Raw genomic sequence first — 22,245 nt, 5'->3', positions numbered from 1 at the left:
AGTACTGCCCAAGGCCAGAATGACGAATAAAATAGCCTGGAGAGACAGGCGCTAATCTCAGGGGACGTTAAAATGAAAAAATGGTCACGCCACCTGCTCGCGGCAGGCGCTCTCGCAATGGGAATGAGCGCCGCGCACGCGGACGACAGTAAAACACTCTATTTCTACAACTGGACCGAGTACGTTCCGCCAGGACTGCTGGAACAGTTCACCAAAGAGACCGGCATCAAGGTTATCTATTCGACCTACGAGTCGAATGAAACCATGTATGCCAAGCTCAAAACCTACAAAGACGGTGCCTACGATCTGGTCGTGCCTTCCACCTATTACGTCGACAAAATGCGTAAAGAGGGCATGATTCAAAAGATCGACAAGTCGACGTTAACCAACTTCAACAACCTCGATCCTGAGATGCTGAACAAGCCCTTCGATCCGGGCAACGACTACTCCATTCCGTACATCTGGGGCGCGACAGCTATCGGTGTGAACAGCGACAGCATTGACCCGAAAACGGTCACCAGTTGGGCTGATCTCTGGAAGCCGGAGTACAAAGGCAGCCTGCTGCTGACCGACGATGCGCGCGAAGTGTTCCAGATGGCGCTGCGTAAGCTGGGCTATTCTGGTAACACCACCGATCCGAAAGAGATTGAAGCGGCCTATAACGAGCTGAAAAAGCTAATGCCCAACGTCGCCGCGTTTAACTCCGACAACCCGGCAAATCCCTATATGGAAGGTGAAGTGAATCTGGGAATGGTGTGGAACGGCTCCGCCTTCGTCGCCCGCCAGGCCGGTACGCCGCTGGAAGTCGTCTGGCCGAAAGAAGGCGGGATCTTCTGGATGGACAGCCTCTCCATTCCGGCCAACGCCAAAAACAAAGAGGGCGCGTTGAAGCTGATTAACTTCCTGCTGCGCCCGGACGTGGCGAAAGAAGTGGCGGAAACCATCGGCTATCCAACACCGAACCTGGCGGCGCGTAAGCTGTTAAGCCCGGAAGTCGCCAATGATAAATCGCTCTACCCGGATGCGGAAACTATCAGCAAAGGCGAATGGCAGAACGACGTCGGCCCCGCCAGCGCGATTTACGAAGAGTATTATCAGAAGCTGAAAGCAGGACGCTAATTCAGCACCATGCCGGATGACGCTGCGCTCATCCGGCCTACAAGCCGTTCATCCGTAGGCCGGGTAAGGCGAAGCCGTCACCCGGCACACATCTCCGTCACAGTCCTTTCAACAACTTCTCCACAAACTCTGGCACCACTTCACTCGCCGGACCGTAATATTTCTCCTGGAACTCGCTGCCCACCTGGCTTGGTTCCAGATTCAGCTCAACGGTATGCGCACCGTGCAATTTCGCTTCATGGACAAAACCGGCCGCCGGATAGACGTGTCCTGAGGTGCCAATCGCGATGAAGACATCCGCCATGGCCAGCGCCATATAGATCTCATCCATGCCGAGCGGCATCTCACCAAACCACACTACGTGCGGGCGCAGCGGCGCCGGGAACTGGCAGCAGTGGCATTTGTCTTCGGGTGTCACATCGCCCGTCCATTCCAGGATCTGCCCGCTCTGCGAGCAATGCACTTTCAGCAGTTCGCCATGCATATGGATGATATTCTGGTTACCCGCCCGTTCATGCAGGTTGTCGATATTTTGCGTCACCAACAGAAAACGGTCGCCCAGCGCCTCTTCCAGTTTTGCCAGTGCGATGTGCGCCGGGTTAGGCTGGATTTCAGGCTGCTGTAATTGCCGACGGCGGGCGTTATAGAAAGACTGCACCAGCGCGGGATTACGGGCGAAGCCTTCCGGCGTCGCCACATCTTCAACCCGGTGTTCCTCCCACAGTCCGTCCGCGGCGCGGAAGGTACGAATACCAGACTCCGCAGAGATCCCTGCGCCTGTAAGCACCAAAACTCTTGGTTTTTCCATCACTTCCGGTACCACTCTGTCTCTGAAAAAAATCCGTTGACGAAGGCGTTCGCGCAGATGGCGTTTGTTTTTCCGAAATCGACTTAACCGATGACCCCGACGCGACAGCATAGCAACCTCTTTTGATTAATCGGTAAGATGTAGGAAGGCGGCGCCACGCATCCCGCCCGCATCACCGTGTCGCGCCCGTTCGATGCGGGGAACACGTGCAACGGGAAGCAGATGACGCGGCAATCTGTCTGCCAGGTTGGCGGTGATAGCCGTAAAGTTCGACAATCCCCCCCCGATGACGACCAGATCCGGATCGACGATGGTCAGGATATTTCCCAGACAGACCGCCAGCAGATCCAGATAACGCTCAACGTGCGCCCGCGCCCGTTCATCCCCCTGTTCCCACAGTGAAATGATTTCAGGCGCCTGTAATGGTTGATGATAGTAATGCTGATACAACCAGGCAAATCCCCGCCCGGACAGATAATTTTCAATGCAGCCGAGCTGACCGCAGCCACAACGACGCAGCGGGAAATCGAAGCCCATCAGCGTAAGCGCATCGACCGGCAGACGAATATGACCGAACTCGCCGGTGATGTAGCTGCGCCCGGTGATCGGTTTTCCGTTGAGGATCAAACCGCCCCCCACGCCCGTGCCCAGGATCAGGCCCATCACCAGCGGATAGCGGGTAAATTCATCATCCCAGGCTTCAGAGAGGGCAAAACAGTTCGCATCGTTATCGAGGCGCACATCGCGGTCAAGCCGCGCGCTGAGATCGGCTCGCAGGGGTTTGCCACTGGCAGCAGGGACATTCGCGGCGTACAGCGTGCCATCTTCGGTTTCCGGCATACCGGGGATGCCAATACCCACCGAGCCCTTCACACCAAATCGCTGGTCAGCTTCCGCCACCAGTCCGCACACGGCCTCTAAAAATGCGTCATAGCTGTCGCGAGGGGTAGGAACACGTTTTTCCCACTGTAATTTCCGCTCGTTATCAAAGACGCCCAACGCAATTTTTGTCCCACCAATATCAAACCCGTAATACATTGCCGCTCCTTGTTTTATACACTTTATCCTTCAGGCTGCCGCTGTTCAGGTCACATGAATGATGTTGTGTCTCTCTCACGCCATTATGGTTACTGGCCGCTGAGTACTCTTGCAGGATCGATGTTACTGGCGCGCCGCGCCGGATACCAACTCGCCAGCAGACTCAGCAACAGTGCGGTGACCAGCACGTAAATCACATCCAGCCAGTGTAATTCGGATGGCAGGAAGTCGATAAAATAGATATCCCCGGAGAGGAACTGGTGGCCGATCAGCTTTTCGATACCGTTAATGATTGGCGTCAGCTGTAACGAAACGACGACGCCAATGATCACCCCGATCACGCTGCCAAAAAGCCCCGCCAGCAGGCCATACCAGACAAAAATGGCGCGAATCAGGCCATCTTTCGCCCCCAGCGTTCTTAATACCGCAATATCGCCGCTCTTGTCTTTTACCGCCATCACTAATGTTGAGACAATGTTAAAACAGGCGACGCCGATCACTAACACCATCGCCAGATACATGATGGCGCGGATCATCTGAATATCGCGGTACATGTAGCCGTAGGTGCCAATCCAGCTCTTGATATAGACATAGCTGTTGGTCACTTCGCCTGCGTCACGCACCAGTTTGTTGGCGTTGAAAACGTCATTGACCTTCAGCGCAATCCCGGAAACCGTGTTGTTCATCTCCAGATACTGCTGTGCATCGGCCATCGGGATCATCGCGAAGCTGTGGTCAAGCTGACCACTCAACTGCAAAATACCGGCAACGTGCAGACGTACACGTTTTGGCTGCATTAACTTATGCTCGGCATTCGAATTGGGGATCATGATGGAAACCCAGTCGCCCTGCTTCACCTTAAGCGCGTCTGCGACGCCCTTACCGATAATAATTTGCTGTTCACCCGCTTTGAAATCAGCCCAGGCGTTATTTTGCACAAACGAGGGCAGCGCGCTCAGACGCTGTTCCTGCTGCGGATCCACGCCTTTCACCTGGATGGCGCGCAGATTCGCCCCGCTCTCCACCAGTCCGGTAAAGTTGATATACGGCGCGGCGGCGGTAATCCCTGGCACCTTCTGCACCTTCTCCAGCGCTTCACGCCAGTTGGTCCACGGCTGGTTGACCGCTTCAATCTCACCGTGCGGCACTACCGCCAGAATGCGGTTGTTCAGTTCGCGCTCAAAGCCGTTCATGGCGCTTAAGCCAACGATCAGGACCGCCACGCCCAGCGCGATACCGATGGTTGAGATAACCGAAATCAGCGACACCATGCCGCCGCGCCGCCGTCCCCGGCTAAAGCGCAGGCCGATTAATAACGATAAAGGCGAGACCATTACTCCGCCCCCATCAGGCTCAGTTCTGCCGTCAGACGTCCATCACGCATTTCCAGTTGGCGGCTCATGCGCTTCGCCAGTTGCAGATCGTGGGTGACGACCAGAAACGCAGTACCCTGCGAGCGGTTCAACTCACCCAGAAGCTGGAAGATGCTGTCGGCGTTGCGCGCATCCAGATTACCGGTCGGCTCATCCGCCAGCACCAGGCGCGGGTTGTTGACCAGCGCACGGGCAATCGCCACACGCTGACGCTCACCGCCAGACAGTTCAGACGGACGATGGCTGGCACGATGATCCAACCCTACCGCTTTCAGCATTTCACGCGCCCGGACAGTAATTTCGGCGGGTTTGTGTTTGCCAATCAGCAGCGGCATCGCCACGTTTTCCAGCGCGGTGAAATCCGGCAGCAGGTGGTGAAACTGATAGATAAAGCCGAGCTTCTGATTACGCAGTTCTGCTTTCGCCGCCGACGACAGTTTGCTCATCGGCTGACCGCTAAAAATGACATCGCCGGAGGTCGGGGTATCCAGCCCGCCCAGCAGGTGCAACAGGGTACTTTTGCCGGAGCCGGAGCTACCGACAATCGCCATCATCTCGCCTTCGCCCACGCTGAAACTGACATCGTGCAACACGTCTGTTTGCACGGAACCTTCCTGATAGCGTTTGCACAGTTTGTCGCATTGCAACAGGATCTTATTCATAACGTAAAGCCTCAGCGGGTTGAGTGGCGGCAGCGCGCCATGAAGGATAAAGCGTGGAAAGCAACGCGATGGCCATCGCCACCAGCGCAATGATAATGACCTGCAGCGGCTCAATTGCCACCGGCAGCGCCGCACCGTCCAGCAGGATACCGATAACCGGCATCAGGGTATTGAGCTGACTGGCCAGCAGCGCGCCCAGCACGGCACCCAGCAGCGCGCCGATAATCCCGGCGCTGGCTCCCTGTACCATAAAGACCATCATTATCTGTCGCGGCGTCAGCCCCTGCGTTTGCAAAATCGCCACTTCTCCCTGCTTCTCCATCACCATCAGACCCAACGAGGTAATAATATTGAACGCGGCAACCGCCACGATCAGGCTCAACAGCAGCCCCATCATGTTCTTTTCCATCCGCACGGCCTGGAACAGCTCGCCTTTCCGCTCGCGCCAGTCCTGCCATTTCGTCCCTTCCGGCAGCGTCTGCTGACTAAGCGAGTCCACCTTCAGCGGCTCATTCAGCCACAAACGCCAGCCGGTAATATTCCCGGCCGGGTAGCGCATGATGCGCGAGGCGTCCTGAATATTGGTCAACATCTGGTAACCATCGACTTCGCTGTTCGCCGCAAAGGTGCCAATCACCGTAAACAGGCGCTGGCTTGGCAGGCGCCCCATCGGGGTGAACTGGCTGGCTGACGGCACCATCACGCGGACCTGATCGCCACGATTGACGCCCAACTGACCCGCGAGCTGCTCGCCGAGGATGACATTATACTTGCCAGGCTGGAGATCGGTTTGCTTCACATTGACCAGATACGGCGTCAGCGGATCTTTTTGCGCCGGATCGATACCCAGCATCACCCCGACCGCCACGCTGCTCGCACTTTGCAGCACGACATCACCTGTTGTCAGCGGCGCAATGCGATTCACACCGTTCAGCTTTACGGCGTTTTCCGGCAATTGCTGAGGATTCAGGGAGCCTTGCTCCGCAGAGAGGACGGCCTGAGGCATCAGCCCCAGGATGTTATTTTGCAGTTCACGCTCAAAACCGTTCATCACTGACAAAACCGTGACCAGCGCCATCACCCCAAGGGTAATGCCAATGGTGGAAAGCCAGGAGACAAAGCGACCGAAGCGATCTGCTGCACGCCCGCGCATGTAACGCAGGCCGATGAATAGAGCGACAGGTTGGTACATGAAATCCGTCTGGTTGCTGTTAGCAAAGTCACGAGTATATAAGCGAAAGCCGCATGGGTAAACGCCTGAACCGTAAGTGTTCGTCAGTACGCAGACGAAAGGGATCCGCAGCGCAGTGGTCTCGTGAGGTAGCCCTGTCGACCCTGATCCTTTTCTTAAAAAAGCAAAAAGCAGAATGTTACGCATTACAGCGCCCGCATCACCCCGCAGGATCACAGGCTATGTTGACTAACACAAGCACAGGGTCCTGATGAAAAAGAAAGAGCTATGGATTAACCAAATCAAAGGGTTATGTATCTGTCTGGTGGTAATCTATCACTCAGTCATCACCTTCTATCCCCACCTGACCCACTTCCAGTTGCCACTCTCGGCACTGCTGTCCAAATGCTGGGTTTACTTTAATCTCTATCTCGCTCCGTTTCGTATGCCGGTATTTTTCTTTATCTCGGGCTTTTTGATTCGCCGCTATATCGACAGCGTGAGCTGGAAAGAGAGCATCAACAAGCGAATCTGGAGTATTTTCTGGGTGCTGGCGCTGTGGGGTGTGACCCAGTGGCTGGCGCTCAGCGCACTGAACGACTGGCTGGCGCCGGAACGCGACCTGCATAACGCCTCCAACGCCGCTTACGCCGGTTCCGTCGGCCAGTTCCTTCACGGCATGCTCACCGCCAGCACCAGCCTGTGGTATCTGTATGCGCTCATTGTCTATTTTGTGGTCTGCAAAGTGTTCAGCCGCTGGGCTATGCCGCTGTTCGCCCTGTTTGTTTTGCTGAGCGTGGCGGTCAATTTTGTTGCCACCCCGTGGTGGGGAATGAACAGCGTTGTCCGCAATCTGCCGTATTACAGTCTCGGCGCCTGGTTTGGCGTGCCGCTAATGGCGTGGATCAAAGAGGTGCCATTGCGTCGCTATGCGCTGCCCTGCGCGGCTGCCATCGCGCTGGCTATCGCGGCGTGGCTGTTTAACGTCTCATTGCTGCTGTCATTGGTCTCTATCATACTGATCATGAAGCTGTTTTATCAGTATGAACAGCGCTTCGGCATGCGTGAATCCAGTCTGCTTAATGTGATCGGTTCGAACACCATCGCCATTTACACCACGCATCGTATTCTGGTGGAGGCGTTCAGCCTGCTGCTGATCCCGCAGATCAATGCCGCCGTCTGGTCCGCCTCACTGGAACTGGCCCTGCTGCTGGTCTATCCGTTTGCCAGCCTGCTGGTCTGTACACTCCTGGGTCTTGCCGTGCGCAAACTGTCGCAGGGACTGTTCGGCGATATCCTCTTCTCTCCGCCTTCCCGCCCGCAAACCGTTGGCTATTCCCGCTAAGTCTTTCGCCCTCATATGAGGGCGATTCAATTTGCTAATGAGGAGCGATCACGGATAATACAGGGCATTGCTTATCAGACGAATACCTAAACCGAATGCCTGAACAACAACGTTACACGCTGCCCGTCAAAGCGGGCGACCAGCGCCTGTTGGGTGAACTGACCGGGGCTGCCTGTGCCACACTGGTGGCAGAAATTGCCGAACGTCATGCCGGTCCTGTCGTGCTCGTGGCGCCCGATATGCAAAATGCGCTGCGCCTGCATGATGAAATCCGCCAGTTTACCGATCAGATGGTCATGAACCTCGCGGACTGGGAAACCCTGCCCTACGACAGTTTCTCTCCGCATCAGGAAATTATCTCCTCGCGTCTCTCCACGCTGTATCAGTTGCCGTCGATGCAGCGCGGCGTGCTGATCGTGCCGGTCAATACCCTGATGCAGCGCGTCTGCCCGCACAGCTATCTGCACGGTCATGCGCTGGTGATGAAAAAAGGTCAGCGTTTATCGCGCGACGCCCTGCGTTTGCAGCTCGACAGTGCCGGTTACCGGCACGTTGATCAGGTCATGGAGCATGGTGAATACGCCACCCGCGGCGCGTTGCTGGATCTCTACCCAATGGGCAGCGAACAGCCCTACCGTCTGGATTTCTTCGACGATGAAATTGACAGTCTGCGTCTGTTTGACGCTGACACCCAGCGCACGCTGGAAGAAGTTGACGCGATCAATCTGCTGCCCGCGCACGAATTTCCGACCGACAAAACGGCAGTCGAACTGTTTCGCAGCCAGTGGCGCGATACCTTCGAGGTGAAGCGCGACGCGGAGCATATCTATCAGCAGGTCAGTAAGGGCACCTTGCCTGCGGGGATCGAATACTGGCAGCCGCTGTTTTTCAGCGAACCGCTGCCGCCGCTGTTTAGCTATTTCCCGGCCAATACGCTGGTGGTCAATACCGGTGATTTGGAAAACAGCGCCGAACGTTTCCAGGCCGATACGCTGGCGCGTTTCGAAAACCGTGGCGTGGATCCGATGCGCCCGTTGCTGCCACCGGAATCGCTCTGGTTACGCGTCGATGAGCTCTTTTCTGAACTCAAGCGCTGGCCACGCGTACAGCTCAAAACCGATCACCTTCCCGCTAAAGCGGCGAATACCAACTTAGGCTTCCAGCCGCTGCCGGATCTCGCAGTCCAGGCGCAGCAAAAATCGCCGCTGGATGCTCTGCGCAAATTCCTGGAGTCTTTCAACGGACCGGTGATTTTCTCGGTAGAGAGCGAAGGTCGTCGTGAAGCGCTTGGTGAACTGCTCGCCCGCATCAAAGTCGCGCCGAAACGCATTATGCGTCTGGACGAAGCCGTGGATGCTGGACGCTACCTGATGATTGGCGCCGCCGAACACGGGTTTATCGATACGACGCGCAATCTGGCCTTAATCTGTGAAAGCGACCTGCTGGGCGAGCGCGTGGCGCGCCGTCGTCAGGATTCACGCCGCACGATTAATCCGGACACGCTGATTCGTAACCTGGCGGAACTGCATCCGGGTCAACCGGTGGTACATCTGGAGCATGGCGTCGGACGCTATGCCGGGATGACCACGCTGGAAGCCGGCGGGATCAAAGGCGAGTACCTGATGCTCACCTACGCCAACGACGCCAAACTGTACGTCCCGGTCTCCTCTTTGCATCTGATCAGCCGTTACGCCGGTGGCGCGGAAGAGAACGCGCCGCTGCATAAACTCGGCGGCGACGCCTGGTCACGCGCCCGGCAGAAAGCGGCGGAGAAAGTGCGCGACGTGGCGGCCGAACTGCTGGATATCTACGCCCAGCGGGCGGCAAAAGAGGGATTCGCCTTCAAACACGATCGCGAACAGTACCAATTGTTCTGCGACAGCTTCCCGTTCGAAACCACCCCCGACCAGGCGCAGGCGATTAACGCCGTGCTCAGCGATATGTGTCAGCCGCTGGCGATGGACCGTCTGGTGTGCGGCGACGTTGGATTTGGCAAAACCGAAGTGGCAATGCGCGCCGCGTTCCTCGCGGTTGAAAACCACAAGCAGGTGGCGGTTCTGGTGCCGACAACCCTGCTCGCCCAACAACACTTTGATAACTTCCGCGACCGCTTTGCCAACTGGCCGGTGCGCATCGAGATGATCTCCCGCTTTCGCAGCGCCAAAGAACAGGCAGTGATCCTGGAACAGGTTGCCGAAGGGAAAATTGATATTCTGATCGGTACGCACAAGCTGCTGCAAAGCGATGTGAAGTTGAAAGATCTGGGGCTGCTGATCGTCGATGAAGAGCACCGTTTCGGCGTGCGCCATAAAGAGCGCATTAAGGCGATGCGTGCCGATGTGGATATTCTGACGCTGACCGCCACCCCTATCCCACGTACGCTGAATATGGCGATGAGCGGCATGCGCGATCTGTCGATTATCGCCACACCACCGGCGCGTCGTCTGGCGGTCAAAACCTTTGTTCGAGAGTACGACAGTCTGGTGGTGCGCGAGGCGATTCTGCGTGAAGTGCTGCGCGGCGGTCAGGTTTACTATCTCTACAACGATGTGGAAAACATCCAGAAAGCCGCCGAAAGGCTGGCGGAACTGGTGCCGGAAGCGCGGATCGCCATCGGTCACGGGCAGATGCGCGAACGCGAACTGGAACGCGTGATGAACGACTTCCACCATCAGCGTTTTAACGTTCTGGTCTGCACCACTATTATCGAAACCGGTATCGATATCCCGACCGCCAACACGATTATCATCGAGCGAGCGGACCACTTCGGCCTGGCGCAGTTACATCAGTTGCGCGGTCGCGTGGGGCGTTCACACCATCAGGCGTATGCCTGGCTGCTGACGCCGCATCCCAAAGCGATGACGACCGACGCGCAAAAACGTCTGGAAGCTATCGCCTCGCTGGAAGACCTGGGCGCAGGCTTTGCGCTGGCGACTCACGATCTGGAAATTCGCGGCGCGGGTGAACTGCTCGGAGAAGAACAGAGCGGTTCGATGGAAACCATCGGCTTCTCGCTGTACATGGAATTACTGGAAAACGCTGTCGATGCGCTGAAGGCCGGACGCGAGCCATCGCTGGAAGATCTCACCAGCCAGCAAACGGAAGTCGAACTGCGTATGCCGTCGCTGCTGCCGGACGATTACATCCCGGACGTCAACACCCGCCTGTCGTTCTATAAGCGTATTGCCAGCGCGAAAAGCGAGAATGAACTTGAAGAGATCAAAGTGGAACTGATCGACCGCTTCGGCCTGCTGCCCGATCCGGCGCGTACCTTGCTGGATATCGCCCGGTTGCGTCAACAGGCGCAGAAACTGGGCATTCGCAAGCTGGAAGGCAACGAGAAAGGCGGCACCATCGAATTTGCTGAGAAGAACCATGTCAATCCGAACTGGCTGATTGGACTGCTGCAAAAACAGCCGCAGCACTACCGTCTTGACGGACCGACCCGACTGAAGTTCATCCAGGACCTGGCTGAGCGGAAAACGCGGATGGAATGGGTGCGTCAGTTTATGCAGCAACTGGAAGAAAACGCCGTGGCGTAATTGTGTGGTGCCGGATGGCGGCTTCGTCTCATCCGGCCTACCAATCGATGCCTGGCCGCAGGCCTGACAGGCGCAACGCCATCAGGCAAGGTTCCGCGATCTTTACAACTCTTTGCACTTCCCTTGCAATTCAAGACACACCGCCCCGCCATAATTATCATTGGACTGCTCTGGCATAATAACCCTTTGATTTGTGATGATAATGAACAATATGCGATTCTCCCGCTGGCTGGCCTTTTTTGCGCTCGCCGCCAGCATTACGCTTGCGCTTCCCGCGCAGGCGAATACCTGGCCTCTTCCTCCACCTGGCAGCAAGCTGGTCGGGGAAAATAAGTACCACGTTGTCGAAAATAACGGGGGTTCACTGGAAGCCATCGCGAAAAAGTACAACGTCGGTTTTCTTGCCCTGTTGCAGGCGAATCCTGGCGTAGATCCCTACGTTCCCCGCCCGGGTAGCGTGTTGACCATTCCGTTGCAGACGCTGCTGCCGGATGCGCCGCGTGAAGGCATTGTCATCAACCTGGCTGAACTGCGACTCTACTACTACCCTCCAGGTAAAAATGCGGTTACGGTCTACCCTATCGGCATTGGCCAACTGGGCGGTGATACTCTGACCCCGACGATGGTCACGACGGTTTCCGATAAGCGCGCTAATCCAACCTGGACGCCGACGGCAAATATCCGTGCCCGTTATAAAGCACAAGGGATCGACCTTCCTGCGGTGGTTCCTGCCGGCCCGGATAACCCGATGGGACATCATGCCATTCGCTTAGCCGCTTATGGCGGTGTCTATTTGCTGCACGGCACCAACGCCGATTTCGGTATCGGCATGCGCGTCAGCTCAGGCTGTATCCGCCTGCGTGATGGCGACATCGAGACCCTGTTCAGACAGGTTACGCCAGGCACCAAAGTGAATATCATCAATACCCCGATTAAGGCCTCGGTTGAGCCGGATGGTACGCGTCTGGTCGAAGTCCACCAGCCGCTGTCGAGGAATATTGATGATGACCCGCAGGTTCTGCCTATTGTGCTGAACAGCACCTTGCAGGCATTTAAAGATTCTGCGCAGACTGACGCGGCGGTGATGCAGCATGTGATGGATGTTCGCTCCGGGATGCCGGTCGATGTCAGACGTCATCGTGAGGTCGAGCAGCAGTCGATGTAATAACCGTTACGGACATGAAAAAGCCCCGCTGAATGCGTTTCAGCGGGGCTTTTTTATGTCGCGTTATTTTGTAGCAGCAGGCATCAATGAGGGGTTAATGCTTATTTATAAATTACCGCGGTACCGTGCAGATTGTTCGGACCCGTCACAGAAGTAATGCGGAAAGATTTCGCACCCATCGCATCCGCTTTCTGCGCCAGTTCGTCCTGCAGCGAACTCAGGTTAGTCCCTGCGTTTGCAGAGATGGTGCCGACTTTTTGCTGACCGGCAGGCGTTGACTGAACTTCAACAGCCGCGAAACTTGCGAATGACAGAGAACTGAGAACAGCAGCAGCGATGAGAGTTTTTACGTTTTTCATAATTGTGACCTTTTGCAGATGATTGGGCGTCGTAAGTATTTACTTAACGATCGATAAATAAATGATAGATGTGATCCAGGTCACACGTCAACCCTCTTTTTATAACGATCGTTATAGAAAATTAAAACCGCTTATCTTTCATGCGACTACACTAAAAATATTTTTCTCACGAATGCGCTGGAGCCTGTGCGGGTTTATTTTTATAATGGTTGTTCACTAACCCCATTAAGGTACGACGGCACCATGACAACTGAATCGACAAGTTGTGTAAAAAAAAGCCGTGGCCGACCAAAAGTGTTCGACAGGGAAGCCGCGCTTGATAAGGCCATGACACTCTTCTGGCAGCACGGTTATGAGGCGACCTCGCTCTCTGACCTTGTTGAAGCAACGGGCGCGAAGGCGCCCACGCTGTATGCGGAATTTACCAATAAAGAGGGACTGTTCCGCGCGGTGCTGGACAGATATATCGCCCGCTTCGCGGCAAAACATGAAGCGCAGTTGCTCTGCGAAGAAAAAAGCGTTGAGGCGGCGCTGGAGGATTACTTCACCGCAGTCGCAACCTGTTTCACCAGCAAAGACACCCCCGCTGGCTGCTTTATGATAAACACGTCCGCGACGCTTGCCGCGGCATCGCGCGACATTGCGCATACGGTGAAATCGCGTCACGCTATGCAGGAACAGACCCTGACGCAATTTCTGCATCAGCGACAGGAACGTGGTGAGATCCCGGCGCACTGTAATGTGCGAAATCTTGCCGAGTATCTGAGCTGCATTTTGCAGGGTATGTCCATCAGCGCCCGTGAAGGGGCCAGTTTCGAGAAGCTGATGCAAATCACCCGCACTACCCTGGGTCTGTGGCCTGAACTGCTTAAGGCCTGATCGTTTTCTCTGACCGGGAAACGCGGTTTCCCGGTTCTCTTCACCGCAATTCCCGCACAATCATTAATGTTATCATTTGGTTAGGTTCAAATTTTCTCAAAAATTTATTGATAATAACAATTATTATCAGCAATATTCGCATTTGATTTTACATCTGTTTCACAATGTAACAGCCGGCACCGACCGGTCAAAACCCATCACCTGCACAGATATTTTCAGAAAGGAATGCGAATGAATAAGCGTCTTTGGGTCCTCAACCCAATCCTGTTGGCTCTGACTCTGCCCGCTACGGCGGCGCAAACAGAAGAAGAAAACCTCATCGTCAGCGCCAACCGCAGCCAGAAAACCGTAGCCGAAATGGCACAGACCACCTGGGTGATTGAAGGCCAGGAGATTGAGCAACAGGTTCAGGGTGGTAAAGAGTTTAAAGACGTGCTGGCGCAACTGATCCCCGGCATCGACGTCAGTAGCCAGGGACGTACCAACTACGGCATGAACATGCGCGGCCGCGCGATTGTCGTACTGATCGACGGCGTACGCCTGAACTCATCACGTACTGACAGCCGTCAACTGGATGCGATAGACCCGTTTAACATCGCGCACATCGAGGTCATTTCAGGCGCAACGTCGCTGTATGGCGGCGGCAGTACCGGCGGCTTAATTAACATCGTCACCAAAAAGGGCCAGCCGGATCGCCAGGTAGAGCTTGAACTGGGCAGTAAATCCGGCTTCAACAACAGTAACGATCACGACGAGCGTGTTGCCGCAGCGGTCAGCGGCGGAACGGATCGCGCGTCTGGTCGAATGTCCGTGGCTTATCAGCGCTTTGGCGGCTGGTACGATGGCAATGGTGACGCCCTGATGCTCGACAACACGCAAACCGGACTACAGCACTCCGATCGTCTGGACGTGATGGGAACCGGCACGCTCGAGATTGATGACCATCGCCAGATACAGTTGGTCACCCAGTACTACAAGAGTCAGGGAGATGAAGATTACGGACTGTACCTGGGCGAAAATATGTCCGCCGTTACCGACAGCGGCACCGCCAGCACCCGCAGCGGACTCAGTTCTGACCGCATTCCGGGGACTGAGCGCCATCTGATCAGCCTGCAATACTCCGACGCGGATTTCTTCGGCCAGAATCTGGTTAGCCAGATCTACTACCGCGATGAGTCGCTGAAGTTCTACCCCTTCCCGACGCTCAGCAAAGGCCAGGTGACCAGTTTCTCAGCGTCGCAGCAGGATACCGATCAGTACGGCGCCAAAATCACCCTTAACAGCCAGTTGATGGATAACTGGGAGCTGACATGGGGTGTCGATGCGGACCATGAAACCTTCGACTCCAACCAGAAGTTCTTCGATCTGGCCTGGTCTGTACCGTCAGGCGGGATGGACAACCGCACGGCTTATACGACGGGACGTTATCCCGGTTATAGCATCACCAACGTCGCCCCATTCCTGCAAAGCAGTTATGACATCAATGACATCTTCACCCTGAGCGGTGGCGTGCGCTATCAGTGGACGGAAAATCGGGTTGATGATTTTGTGGGTTATGCGCAGCAACAGGGGATCGCCAATGGCTTAGCGAGCTCTGCCGATGTCATTCCTGGCGGCAAAACCGATTACGACAACTTCCTGTTCAACGCCGGGTTGTTGGCGCATCTCACCGAACGCCAGCAGGCGTGGTTTAACTTCTCCCAGGGCGTTGAGCTGCCGGATCCCGGGAAATACTACGGCAACGGCACTTACCAGTTGGTGGGCGATCATTACCAACTCCAGCGCAGCGTGAACGTGGCTGACTCGCGTCTGGAAGGTATCAAAGTCAATTCGTATGAGCTGGGCTGGCGCTATACCGGCGATAATCTGCGTACCCAACTGGCGGCGTACTATTCGACGTCCGATAAGTCGATTGTGATTAACCGTAGCGACATGACGATCCGCGTGGAACCTGACGATCGCCGGATTTACGGCGTGGAAGGCGCGGTGGACTACTTCATCCCTGACAGCGACTGGAGTCTGGGAGCGAACGCTAACGTACTAAAATCTGAAGTGAAACAGAACGGGAAATGGGAAAAATGGGATGTGACGCTGGCGTCGCCGTCCAAAGCCACCGCCTGGGTCGGTTGGGCCCCCGAGCCGTGGTCGCTGCGGGTTCAGACCCAGCAATCGTTTGATCTCAGCGATGCCAGCGGCAACAAGCTGGACGGCTATAATACCGTGGACTTCATCGGCAGCTATCAGCTTCCGCTGGGTAAACTGACCTTCAGCATTGAAAACCTGCTGGATGAGGATTACACCACCCTGTGGGGACAGCGCGCGCCGTTGCTGTACAGCCCAACCTATGGCAGCCCGTCACTGTACGAATATAAGGGCCGGGGTCGTACTTTTGGTCTGAACTACGCCTTAACCTTCTGATAAAAAAAGCCCCTCAGCCTGAGCGAAAGAGGGGCTAACTTGCAGAGTACAGCTTTTTTACGCTTTGTTATTCAGAATCAACTGGCCGTTGTTATCCAGCGGGATCTGCGTGCCAGGATCTTTATCCATGCGAATCTTGCCCTGCTGGTCGCCAATTTTATAGGTGACGTCGTAACCGATCATTTTTTCCGACTTGTCATAGACGGTTTTGCAGCGCTGCTGCGTGGACGTATAGGTGTCGTTTTCCTGCATTGAGCCCTGGATCTGGTTACCGGCATAGCCGCCCCCCAGCGCCCCGACCACCGTCGCCACGTCTTTACCCCGTCCGCCGCCAAACTGATGACCAATCACGCCACCGGCAACCGCACCCAGCACCGAACCGGTAATGCGATTCTCATCCTGGACAGGTTTACGATGCGTCACCGTCACGTTGCGACATGCCTGCCGCGGTGTCTTAATCGTCTCTTTGATAGGTGTTGCAGAAACCACCTGAGCATACTGTGGGCCACGATCAAACACGTTCAGACTGGCAACCGCCGCCACACCCAGCGCAGCAGCTACGCCAATCCCTATGCCCGCCAACATCGATTTATTCACGGGAGATCCTCCTTCTTTGCTATTGGTTACAATTTTGCAACCAATGCAATAAGAAGCCCATCAGACAGTGGATGAAAATATTGCCGATCGCCGTTAAAACAGGATGATTCAGAGAACTCTGAAAGCAGAGGCAGAGCGGAGAAGGCGCTCAGCACCGCCAGCAGACGGTGCTGAGTCAGGCAGGATTAATGCAGTTTCAGACGCGGACGGATCACACGGTTAATGCTACCCACCAGCATCATCAGACCGGTTTTGAAATAGCCGTGCAGCGCAATCTGGTGCATGCGGTACAAAGAGATGTAGACAAAGCGAGCGATACGCCCTTCCACCATCATCGACCCTTTTGTCAGGTTGCCCATCAAGCTGCCGACGGTCGAGAAGTTGGAGAGCGAAACCAGCGAGCCGTGGTCTTTGTACTGATACGCTTTCAGCGGCTTGCCGTTCATCTGCGCCAGAATGTTGTTCATCGCGCAGGTCGCCATCTGGTGTGCAGCCTGAGCACGCGGCGGTACAAAGCCCCCTTCCGGACGCGCGCAGGAGGCGCAATCGCCAATCGCGTAGACATCAGGATCGCGGGTTGTCTGCAACGTCGGTTCCACTACCAGTTGATTAATGCGGTTGGTCTCCAGGCCGCCAATCTCTTTCATAAAGTCCGGCGCTTTGATCCCCGCCGCCCAGACCATCAGGTCGGCTTCGATATATTCGCCATCTTTAGTATGCAGGCCGCCCGCATCCGCACTGGTCACCATTGTCTGGGTCAGGACGCGAACGCCGAGTTTCGTTAACTCATTATGCGCTGCGGAAGAGATACGCGGTGGTAGCGCAGGCAGGATACGTTCACCGGCTTCCACCAGCGTCACGTTCAGCGCGTCGTTGGTGAGCCCTTTGTAACCGTAGCTGTGCAACTGTTTCACTGCGTTATGCAATTCTGCTGACAGCTCTACGCCAGTGGCGCCGCCGCCGACGATCGCAATATTCACCTTGCCGTTCGCGCCAAGATTCGCGGAATATTTCAGGAACAGGTTCAGCATTTCCTGATGGAAACGACGCGCCTGATGCGGGTTATCAAGGAAGATACAGTTCTCTTTCACGCCCGGCGTGTTGAAGTCGTTGGAGGTGCTGCCCAGCGCCATCACCAGCGTGTCATAGGCGATTTTGCGCTCAGGCACCAGCAGCTCGCCCTTCTCATCGCGCAGTTCGGCGATGGTGATAGTTTTCGCTTCGCGATCGATGTTCATCACGGAACCCAACTGGAACTGGAAGCCGTGGTTACGGGCATGCGCCAGATAGCTCAGCGCGTCCACGCCTTCATCAAGCGATCCGGTTGCGACTTCGTGTAGCAAGGGTTTCCACAAATGGCTGTGATTTCTGTCAACCAGCGTAATTTTCGCTTTTTTCTTGCGACCCAGCTTGTGCCCTAACTGCGTCGCCATTTCCAGCCCGCCAGCTCCCCCGCCGACAATCACGATCTTTTTGAGTGGTGTAGTCAACGTGACCCCCTTAAAATGATTAACCAATTGTTAATTAAACGTTATAAACATAGCCTTTAATTAACAACAAGTTACAACAATGAAAATGTCCTTCGAGAGTGAGAATAACACAAGCGGTGCATTGGTCATACCAAAATTGATGTGCATCAAGTTTTGCTGCTGAAAAGATAGACAACGCGGGAAAGACAGACAAAAAAACCAGCCCGAAGGCTGGCTTTGTTCGACGATTCCGGCTGATGCCGGTTTTAGCCTAAGGTCTTAAACGCCTTGATTCGCTGCAGGTGCGGCGAAATATTTTTAAACTTATGCGTTTGCTCTTCGTCCCACACGATCTCATAGAAATGGTGTAGCTCTTCAGAAGCGCGCTGACTGTTCAGGGCTTCATCATGACGCGAGAGAATAACCAGGCAACGATCGCGATTTTTCTCGCGGAAGTTGGTCACGCACTTGGTCGCAATATCCGCATACTCTTCCGGACGGTCGATTTTGCCTTCCATATTTTCATACGGGAACAGGTTCGGATTAAACACCACCTGGCGAACATCGCAGAGAAAACCAATGCGTTCTGCCCAGTAGCCGCCGAGGCCAACGCCGCAAATCAACGGTCGCTCATCAACATTGAGCTGCAACATTTTGTCCACTTCTTTCAGCAGATGCTGCATGTCATGTTTCGGATGACGCGTGCTGTAGCTTATCAGTCTGACATCCGGGTCGATAAACTGTAGCTGCAAGACCTTTTCGTGGTTTCCTGGACTGTTAGAGTCGAAACCGTGTAAATAGATAATCATCGCATCCTCACCAAACGTGCGTTAATGACCTGCTTTCTCTTCCTGCCAGCGTTCATGTAACTGGTTGAGCTGCGCGCTGACGGTTTTCCAGCGTGACGAGTCCATCAGTTCCTGACGCGAAAATGAACCTTTATGATACAAACGTGTAACACGCTCTGCATTGATCGGCGACAGATTATCTAACACACTGACCGCCCCTTTACGATTATTGCAGACCAGAATCATATCACAACCCGCGTCCAGCGATGCCTGCCCACGTTCGGCATAGCTGCCCATGATCGCTGCCCCTTCCATCGACAGGTCATCAGAGAAAATGACGCCGTCAAAGCCCAGTTCCTGGCGCAGAACCGTTTTCAGCCAGTGTGAAGAACCGCTCGCCGGGCGCGGATCGACTGCGCTGTAAATGACGTGCGCTGGCATGATGGCATCCAGCTTATTTTCCGAGATTAGCGTGCGGAAAACGGACATATCTTTCGCACGAATTTCCGCTTCAGGACGCGAGTCGGTCGGCGTCTCTTTATGCGAATCGGCGGTGACTGCACCATGACCCGGAAAATGTTTGCCGGTGGTTTTCATTCCCGCCGCATGCATGCCGTCAATAAAACGGGTCGCCATCGCCAGCGCGTTAAGCGGGTCAGCATGATAGGAACGTTCGCCGATGGCGGCGCTGATATGCCCGACATCCAACACCGGCGCAAAGCTGATATCGATGTCCATTGCGATCATTTCACTGGCCATCAGCCATCCGGCCTCTTCTGCCAGCCTGCCGCCCTCTTCCAGCCCGTGCAGCGCCGCAAAGGACTGCGCGGCTGGCAATCGGGTAAATCCTTCACGAAAGCGCTGTACGCGCCCGCCTTCCTGATCGACGGCGATCACCAGATGGTTGTGCGACGCCGCACGGATCTGGCGCACCAGTTCACGTAACTGGGCCGGATCGTGGTAATTGCGCGCAAACAGAATCAAACCGCCCACCAGTGGATGGGCCAGAATCTCCCGCTCTTCCGCATCCACCTCAAACCCTTCGACATCCAACATTACTGGACCCACACTGCTCTCCTTAATCCTTCGTTGCCAGCTGCCGCCAGGTTGCATCGGCCAGACTGATAAATTGTCGTTCGCCGGTCTGTTGCCAGCGGTATTCAAACCAACCGGCCTTCAGCATCAGTATCCACGGATACCAGCGTCTGACCTGTTGCCATAATTTTTGCCCGTCTATGCGCGCGCGGACGGCATAGGCCTGCACCAGTTGCCGGTGTTGCTGAACATCGTCCACCCACACCGCCGCCAGTTCAAGGGCGACATCACCGTCGCCTGCATATTCCCAGTCGATAAGCCGCAATCCTGTCGGGCCGTGAACGATGTTGGCGGCATGGACATCCATATGCAGCGGCGCAAGGCGCAGCGGGTGCGGCTCGCCCTGCTTGCGCAGGCGTTTCAGCACGCTTAACCAGTACGGGGTTCGCCGTGCCGGATCGCTCCCCTGCCAGTATTGCTCCAGCAACGACAGCAAATGGATACGCCAGCCAAAGCGGGGCTGCTGATGAAGATAATACAGTAAGCCCGCCAGTTCGTCGGCACCCGGCAGACCGGATTTTATCTCGCCCGGGATATAGTCCACCGCCATCCAGCCAGGAATGTAAAAGCGCGGCTTTGGCGCAAGGCTTTCAGGTAACCGTGATAAGGCATGATACTGGCGTAAAAAATGCGCTTGCGGCGCATCGGGATCGTGATGACGGCGAAGAACCAGCCGCTGGGTTGGACTTTCAATGATCGCACTCCCGCCGCTAAGACCACACTGGCCTTCGGCGACGGGACGATAGTGCGGAAAGTAGCGCGACAACACCGCGTCGCGCCCTGGTATGTTATTGCTGCTGAACGGCACCTTTACCTGACCAGATTATCTCGCCAGTTTGTACCAGCATTAATTGCATTTGCAGCGATGGCGCGTTGACGTTACCCGAGGCGCTGGAATACAGCACATAGTGCGCGCCGACGTTACGGGCAATACCAATCGCTTTACTGCGCGTTCCCAGACTGTCCTGCGGCGACAGCCCTAACTGCTGTTTTGCCAGCGACAGTTGCTGCGCGGAGATGAGAGTAAATTTGCCATTGTTCGCCAGCGCATTACGCAGCGTTTCAGTGGCTTCACCAGCGTTCAGCGAACCGTTAGTGCGGTTATTGACGCTATCGACCAGCAGTACGCTCCCCGCCGTGACGCCATCGGCCTGCAGCATTTTGCCCACCATCGGCTGCATCGCGCTATTCCAGTCGTAATGACGTATACGCGGCGCCGGTGCCGCAGTCTGATCTTCATGTTCAATAGGACCCGGCTGTCCTGGGATCGTGGGAACCGAAGGTACCCCCGGAGCAGGTTCTTGCGGCTGTGCGGGCTGTTCCGGCGTGGGTTTCACTTCATCAACCGGTGCAGGTTCGCGTTGCACCACACAACCGGACAGGAACATCGCCAGCGCGGCTATCAATGCGTAGCGACTCATTTTTGTCTTCAAGATTCACCCCTTACAAATAAAGATAAAGTCTGACTTTGTGCGCCCCCAGATAATTGGCGCTGCCATACAGCGTGACCGACGAATGTGCCGGTATCGTCACGCTGCGTGGCGCTTCCAGAGGATGCATCTCCAGCCCTCTGGCGTCATACCAGTAAAAGCGATAATGAACGGTAACGGGTTCTTGCCTTTCGTTATACAGCGTTGAGGATGCAGAGGGCTGAATATCTGACGTGGTCAACGTCGGCTCTTGCGCGGTGATCCCCGCCGCCAGCAGCGTCGACTCCATCACTAGCGACTGCTCGTCGCTTACCGGGATCTCAGGATGAGAACGACACCCGGCAAGTAAGAGCAGACCCAGCGAAAGCGCAATGCATCCTCTGGTCATCATCACAACCCTTTGTGTGCGAGCATAGGACCGAGCGCGCGACCGCCCAGCAGATGCATGTGGATGTGATACACCTCCTGACCGCCATGACGATTGGTATTCATGATCAGGCGATAGCCATCTTCGGCAATGCCTTCCTGTTCGGCAATTTTTGCCGCAACGGTAATCATCCGTCCCAGCGCTTGCTCATGCTCGGCGGTCACGTCATTAACCGTCGGGATCAGAACGTTGGGGATGATCAGAATGTGAGTAGGCGCCTGCGGTGAAATATCCCGAAATGCCGTTACCAGATCATCCTGGTAAACGATATCGGAAGGGATTTCACGACGAATGATCTTGCTGAATATAGTCTCTTCTGCCACGACGTTTTCCTTTTCTAAAAATAGCCATGCGTGATGTTATGCTACGCTGAGGCACACTGCGAGTATAGAGTATTAGCGACTTAAACCCGCTCTTTCAACCTTAACCCACGATTTCTTAAGCAAAAAATCGCCACAGTGGCGCACTTACAACCCGTTGTCCCCTCTCCAGCGCCAAAAAGTAGTGAAACAAGATTTCAGAAAGCAAGTTACATCTGTTTACAGACAGAATTTGAATGC

20 protein-coding genes are annotated in these 22,245 nt (G+C 55.3%); 6 read left to right on the top strand and 14 right to left on the bottom strand.

Going from position 1 to position 22,245, the window contains the following annotated elements; genetic code table 11:
- Positions 1-72: 72 nt before the first annotated feature.
- Positions 73-1,119 carry a spermidine/putrescine ABC transporter substrate-binding protein PotD gene (potD, locus tag F384_RS05565; RefSeq protein ID WP_046479597.1) on the top strand — a complete coding sequence of 349 codons (1,047 nt, stop codon included), beginning with the start codon at positions 73-75 and terminating at the stop codon, positions 1,117-1,119.
- A gap of 97 nt (positions 1,120-1,216) precedes the next feature.
- Here potD and cobB read toward each other — a convergent pair whose 3' ends face one another.
- The 5 genes from cobB to lolC form a co-directional block, all read right to left on the bottom strand.
- A complete protein-coding gene (cobB, locus tag F384_RS05560) occupies positions 1,217-2,038 on the bottom strand; it encodes a Sir2 family NAD+-dependent deacetylase (protein ID WP_046479596.1) in 822 nt (273 codons plus the stop codon).
- A gap of 15 nt (positions 2,039-2,053) precedes the next feature.
- Complete coding sequence (gene nagK / locus F384_RS05555) at positions 2,054-2,965, bottom strand: N-acetylglucosamine kinase (protein ID WP_046479594.1); 912 nt, start codon at positions 2,963-2,965, stop codon at positions 2,054-2,056.
- An 89-nt stretch (positions 2,966-3,054) separates the two neighbouring features.
- Entirely contained in the window at positions 3,055-4,299 is a 1,245-nt protein-coding gene (gene lolE, locus F384_RS05550) for a lipoprotein-releasing ABC transporter permease subunit LolE (protein WP_046479593.1), read from the bottom strand.
- Positions 4,299-5,000 carry a lipoprotein-releasing ABC transporter ATP-binding protein LolD gene (gene lolD, locus F384_RS05545; protein WP_046479589.1) on the bottom strand — a complete coding sequence of 234 codons (702 nt, stop codon included), beginning with the start codon at positions 4,998-5,000 and terminating at the stop codon, positions 4,299-4,301. The genes lolE and lolD overlap by 1 nt, the downstream gene beginning before the upstream one ends.
- Entirely contained in the window at positions 4,993-6,192 is a 1,200-nt protein-coding gene (gene lolC, locus F384_RS05540) for a lipoprotein-releasing ABC transporter permease subunit LolC (RefSeq protein WP_046479588.1), read from the bottom strand. The genes lolD and lolC overlap by 8 nt, the downstream gene beginning before the upstream one ends.
- A 250-nt stretch (positions 6,193-6,442) precedes the next feature.
- Between lolC and F384_RS05535 the strand changes: the two genes are divergently transcribed.
- The 3 genes from F384_RS05535 to ldtC all read left to right on the top strand — a co-directional run bounded on the left by F384_RS05535 (position 6,443) and on the right by ldtC (position 12,223).
- Positions 6,443-7,516 carry an acyltransferase family protein gene (locus F384_RS05535; RefSeq protein ID WP_046479586.1) on the top strand — a complete coding sequence of 358 codons (1,074 nt, stop codon included), beginning with the start codon at positions 6,443-6,445 and terminating at the stop codon, positions 7,514-7,516.
- 95 nt (positions 7,517-7,611) lie between these two features.
- Complete coding sequence (mfd, locus tag F384_RS05530) at positions 7,612-11,058, top strand: transcription-repair coupling factor (protein WP_046479585.1); 3,447 nt, start codon at positions 7,612-7,614, stop codon at positions 11,056-11,058.
- A 199-nt stretch (positions 11,059-11,257) separates the two neighbouring features.
- Positions 11,258-12,223, top strand: a complete 966-nt coding sequence (gene ldtC, locus F384_RS05525) for a L,D-transpeptidase LdtC (protein WP_046497783.1) — start codon at positions 11,258-11,260, stop codon at positions 12,221-12,223.
- Between the two features lie 101 nt (positions 12,224-12,324).
- Here the strand turns inward: ldtC and bhsA are convergent, their stop codons facing one another.
- The gene (gene bhsA, locus F384_RS05520; RefSeq protein ID WP_043001950.1) at positions 12,325-12,582 is read right to left on the bottom strand and encodes a multiple stress resistance protein BhsA; all 258 of its coding nucleotides are present in this window, start codon (positions 12,580-12,582) and stop codon (positions 12,325-12,327) included.
- Between the two features lie 243 nt (positions 12,583-12,825).
- Between bhsA and comR the strand changes: the two genes are divergently transcribed.
- Together comR and F384_RS05510 are read left to right on the top strand one after the other, a co-directional pair.
- On the top strand, positions 12,826-13,461 hold the full coding sequence (gene comR / locus F384_RS05515; RefSeq protein WP_046479583.1) for a TetR family copper-responsive transcriptional repressor ComR: 636 nt from the start codon (positions 12,826-12,828) through the stop codon (positions 13,459-13,461).
- 231 nt (positions 13,462-13,692) lie between these two features.
- The gene (locus F384_RS05510; RefSeq protein ID WP_046479582.1) at positions 13,693-15,879 is read left to right on the top strand and encodes a TonB-dependent siderophore receptor; all 2,187 of its coding nucleotides are present in this window, start codon (positions 13,693-13,695) and stop codon (positions 15,877-15,879) included.
- Positions 15,880-15,936: 57 nt separating this feature from the next.
- Here the strand turns inward: F384_RS05510 and F384_RS05505 are convergent, their stop codons facing one another.
- The 8 genes from F384_RS05505 to hinT form a co-directional block, all read right to left on the bottom strand.
- Positions 15,937-16,476: a glycine zipper 2TM domain-containing protein gene (locus F384_RS05505; protein ID WP_046479580.1), complete on the bottom strand. Its 540-nt coding sequence runs from the start codon at positions 16,474-16,476 to the stop codon at positions 15,937-15,939.
- A gap of 185 nt (positions 16,477-16,661) precedes the next feature.
- The gene (gene ndh, locus F384_RS05500; RefSeq protein ID WP_046479579.1) at positions 16,662-17,966 is read right to left on the bottom strand and encodes an NADH-quinone dehydrogenase; all 1,305 of its coding nucleotides are present in this window, start codon (positions 17,964-17,966) and stop codon (positions 16,662-16,664) included.
- A 245-nt stretch (positions 17,967-18,211) separates the two neighbouring features.
- Positions 18,212-18,754 (bottom strand): alpha/beta hydrolase YcfP, encoded by a 543-nt coding sequence (gene ycfP, locus F384_RS05495; protein ID WP_042319601.1) that lies wholly within the window; start codon positions 18,752-18,754, stop codon positions 18,212-18,214.
- A gap of 21 nt (positions 18,755-18,775) precedes the next feature.
- On the bottom strand, positions 18,776-19,801 hold the full coding sequence (gene nagZ, locus F384_RS05490) for a beta-N-acetylhexosaminidase (protein ID WP_046479577.1): 1,026 nt from the start codon (positions 19,799-19,801) through the stop codon (positions 18,776-18,778).
- Positions 19,802-19,811: 10 nt separating this feature from the next.
- Positions 19,812-20,636 (bottom strand): thiamine kinase, encoded by an 825-nt coding sequence (gene thiK, locus F384_RS05485; RefSeq protein ID WP_046479576.1) that lies wholly within the window; start codon positions 20,634-20,636, stop codon positions 19,812-19,814.
- On the bottom strand, positions 20,617-21,249 hold the full coding sequence (lpoB, locus tag F384_RS05480) for a penicillin-binding protein activator LpoB (protein WP_046479574.1): 633 nt from the start codon (positions 21,247-21,249) through the stop codon (positions 20,617-20,619). Before lpoB ends, thiK begins: the two co-directional genes overlap by 20 nt.
- Before the next feature lie 22 nt (positions 21,250-21,271).
- Positions 21,272-21,646: a YcfL family protein gene (locus tag F384_RS05475; protein ID WP_046479573.1), complete on the bottom strand. Its 375-nt coding sequence runs from the start codon at positions 21,644-21,646 to the stop codon at positions 21,272-21,274.
- Between the two features lie 2 nt (positions 21,647-21,648).
- Positions 21,649-22,008 carry a purine nucleoside phosphoramidase gene (gene hinT, locus F384_RS05470; RefSeq protein ID WP_046479571.1) on the bottom strand — a complete coding sequence of 120 codons (360 nt, stop codon included), beginning with the start codon at positions 22,006-22,008 and terminating at the stop codon, positions 21,649-21,651.
- Positions 22,009-22,245 lie beyond the last annotated feature (237 nt).

The sequence above is a fragment of the Citrobacter amalonaticus Y19 genome, assembly GCF_000981805.1.
Taxonomy (GTDB): Bacteria; Pseudomonadota; Gammaproteobacteria; order Enterobacterales; family Enterobacteriaceae; genus Citrobacter_A; species Citrobacter_A amalonaticus_C.
The sequence above is the reverse complement of the archived record's forward strand: the minus strand, read 5'-3'. Positions and strand labels throughout refer to the sequence as shown.

Excerpts from the sequence above, each read along its gene's own strand:
- comR (WP_046479583.1), top strand. The coding sequence starts at position 12,826 with ATGACAACTGAATCGACAAGTTGTGTAAAAAAAAGCCGTGGCCGACCA.
- lpoB (WP_046479574.1), bottom strand. The coding sequence starts at position 21,249 with ATGAGTCGCTACGCATTGATAGCCGCGCTGGCGATGTTCCTGTCCGGT.
- F384_RS05475 (WP_046479573.1), bottom strand. The coding sequence starts at position 21,646 with ATGACCAGAGGATGCATTGCGCTTTCGCTGGGTCTGCTCTTACTTGCC.
- F384_RS05535 (WP_046479586.1), top strand. The coding sequence starts at position 6,443 with ATGAAAAAGAAAGAGCTATGGATTAACCAAATCAAAGGGTTATGTATC.
- mfd (WP_046479585.1), top strand. The coding sequence starts at position 7,612 with ATGCCTGAACAACAACGTTACACGCTGCCCGTCAAAGCGGGCGACCAG.
- lolC (WP_046479588.1), bottom strand. The coding sequence starts at position 6,192 with ATGTACCAACCTGTCGCTCTATTCATCGGCCTGCGTTACATGCGCGGG.
- cobB (WP_046479596.1), bottom strand. The coding sequence starts at position 2,038 with ATGCTGTCGCGTCGGGGTCATCGGTTAAGTCGATTTCGGAAAAACAAA.
- ycfP (WP_042319601.1), bottom strand. The coding sequence starts at position 18,754 with ATGATTATCTATTTACACGGTTTCGACTCTAACAGTCCAGGAAACCAC.
- lolE (WP_046479593.1), bottom strand. The coding sequence starts at position 4,299 with ATGGTCTCGCCTTTATCGTTATTAATCGGCCTGCGCTTTAGCCGGGGA.
- bhsA (WP_043001950.1), bottom strand. The coding sequence starts at position 12,582 with ATGAAAAACGTAAAAACTCTCATCGCTGCTGCTGTTCTCAGTTCTCTG.
- nagK (WP_046479594.1), bottom strand. The coding sequence starts at position 2,965 with ATGTATTACGGGTTTGATATTGGTGGGACAAAAATTGCGTTGGGCGTC.
- potD (WP_046479597.1), top strand. The coding sequence starts at position 73 with ATGAAAAAATGGTCACGCCACCTGCTCGCGGCAGGCGCTCTCGCAATG.
- F384_RS05510 (WP_046479582.1), top strand. The coding sequence starts at position 13,693 with ATGAATAAGCGTCTTTGGGTCCTCAACCCAATCCTGTTGGCTCTGACT.
- lolD (WP_046479589.1), bottom strand. The coding sequence starts at position 5,000 with ATGAATAAGATCCTGTTGCAATGCGACAAACTGTGCAAACGCTATCAG.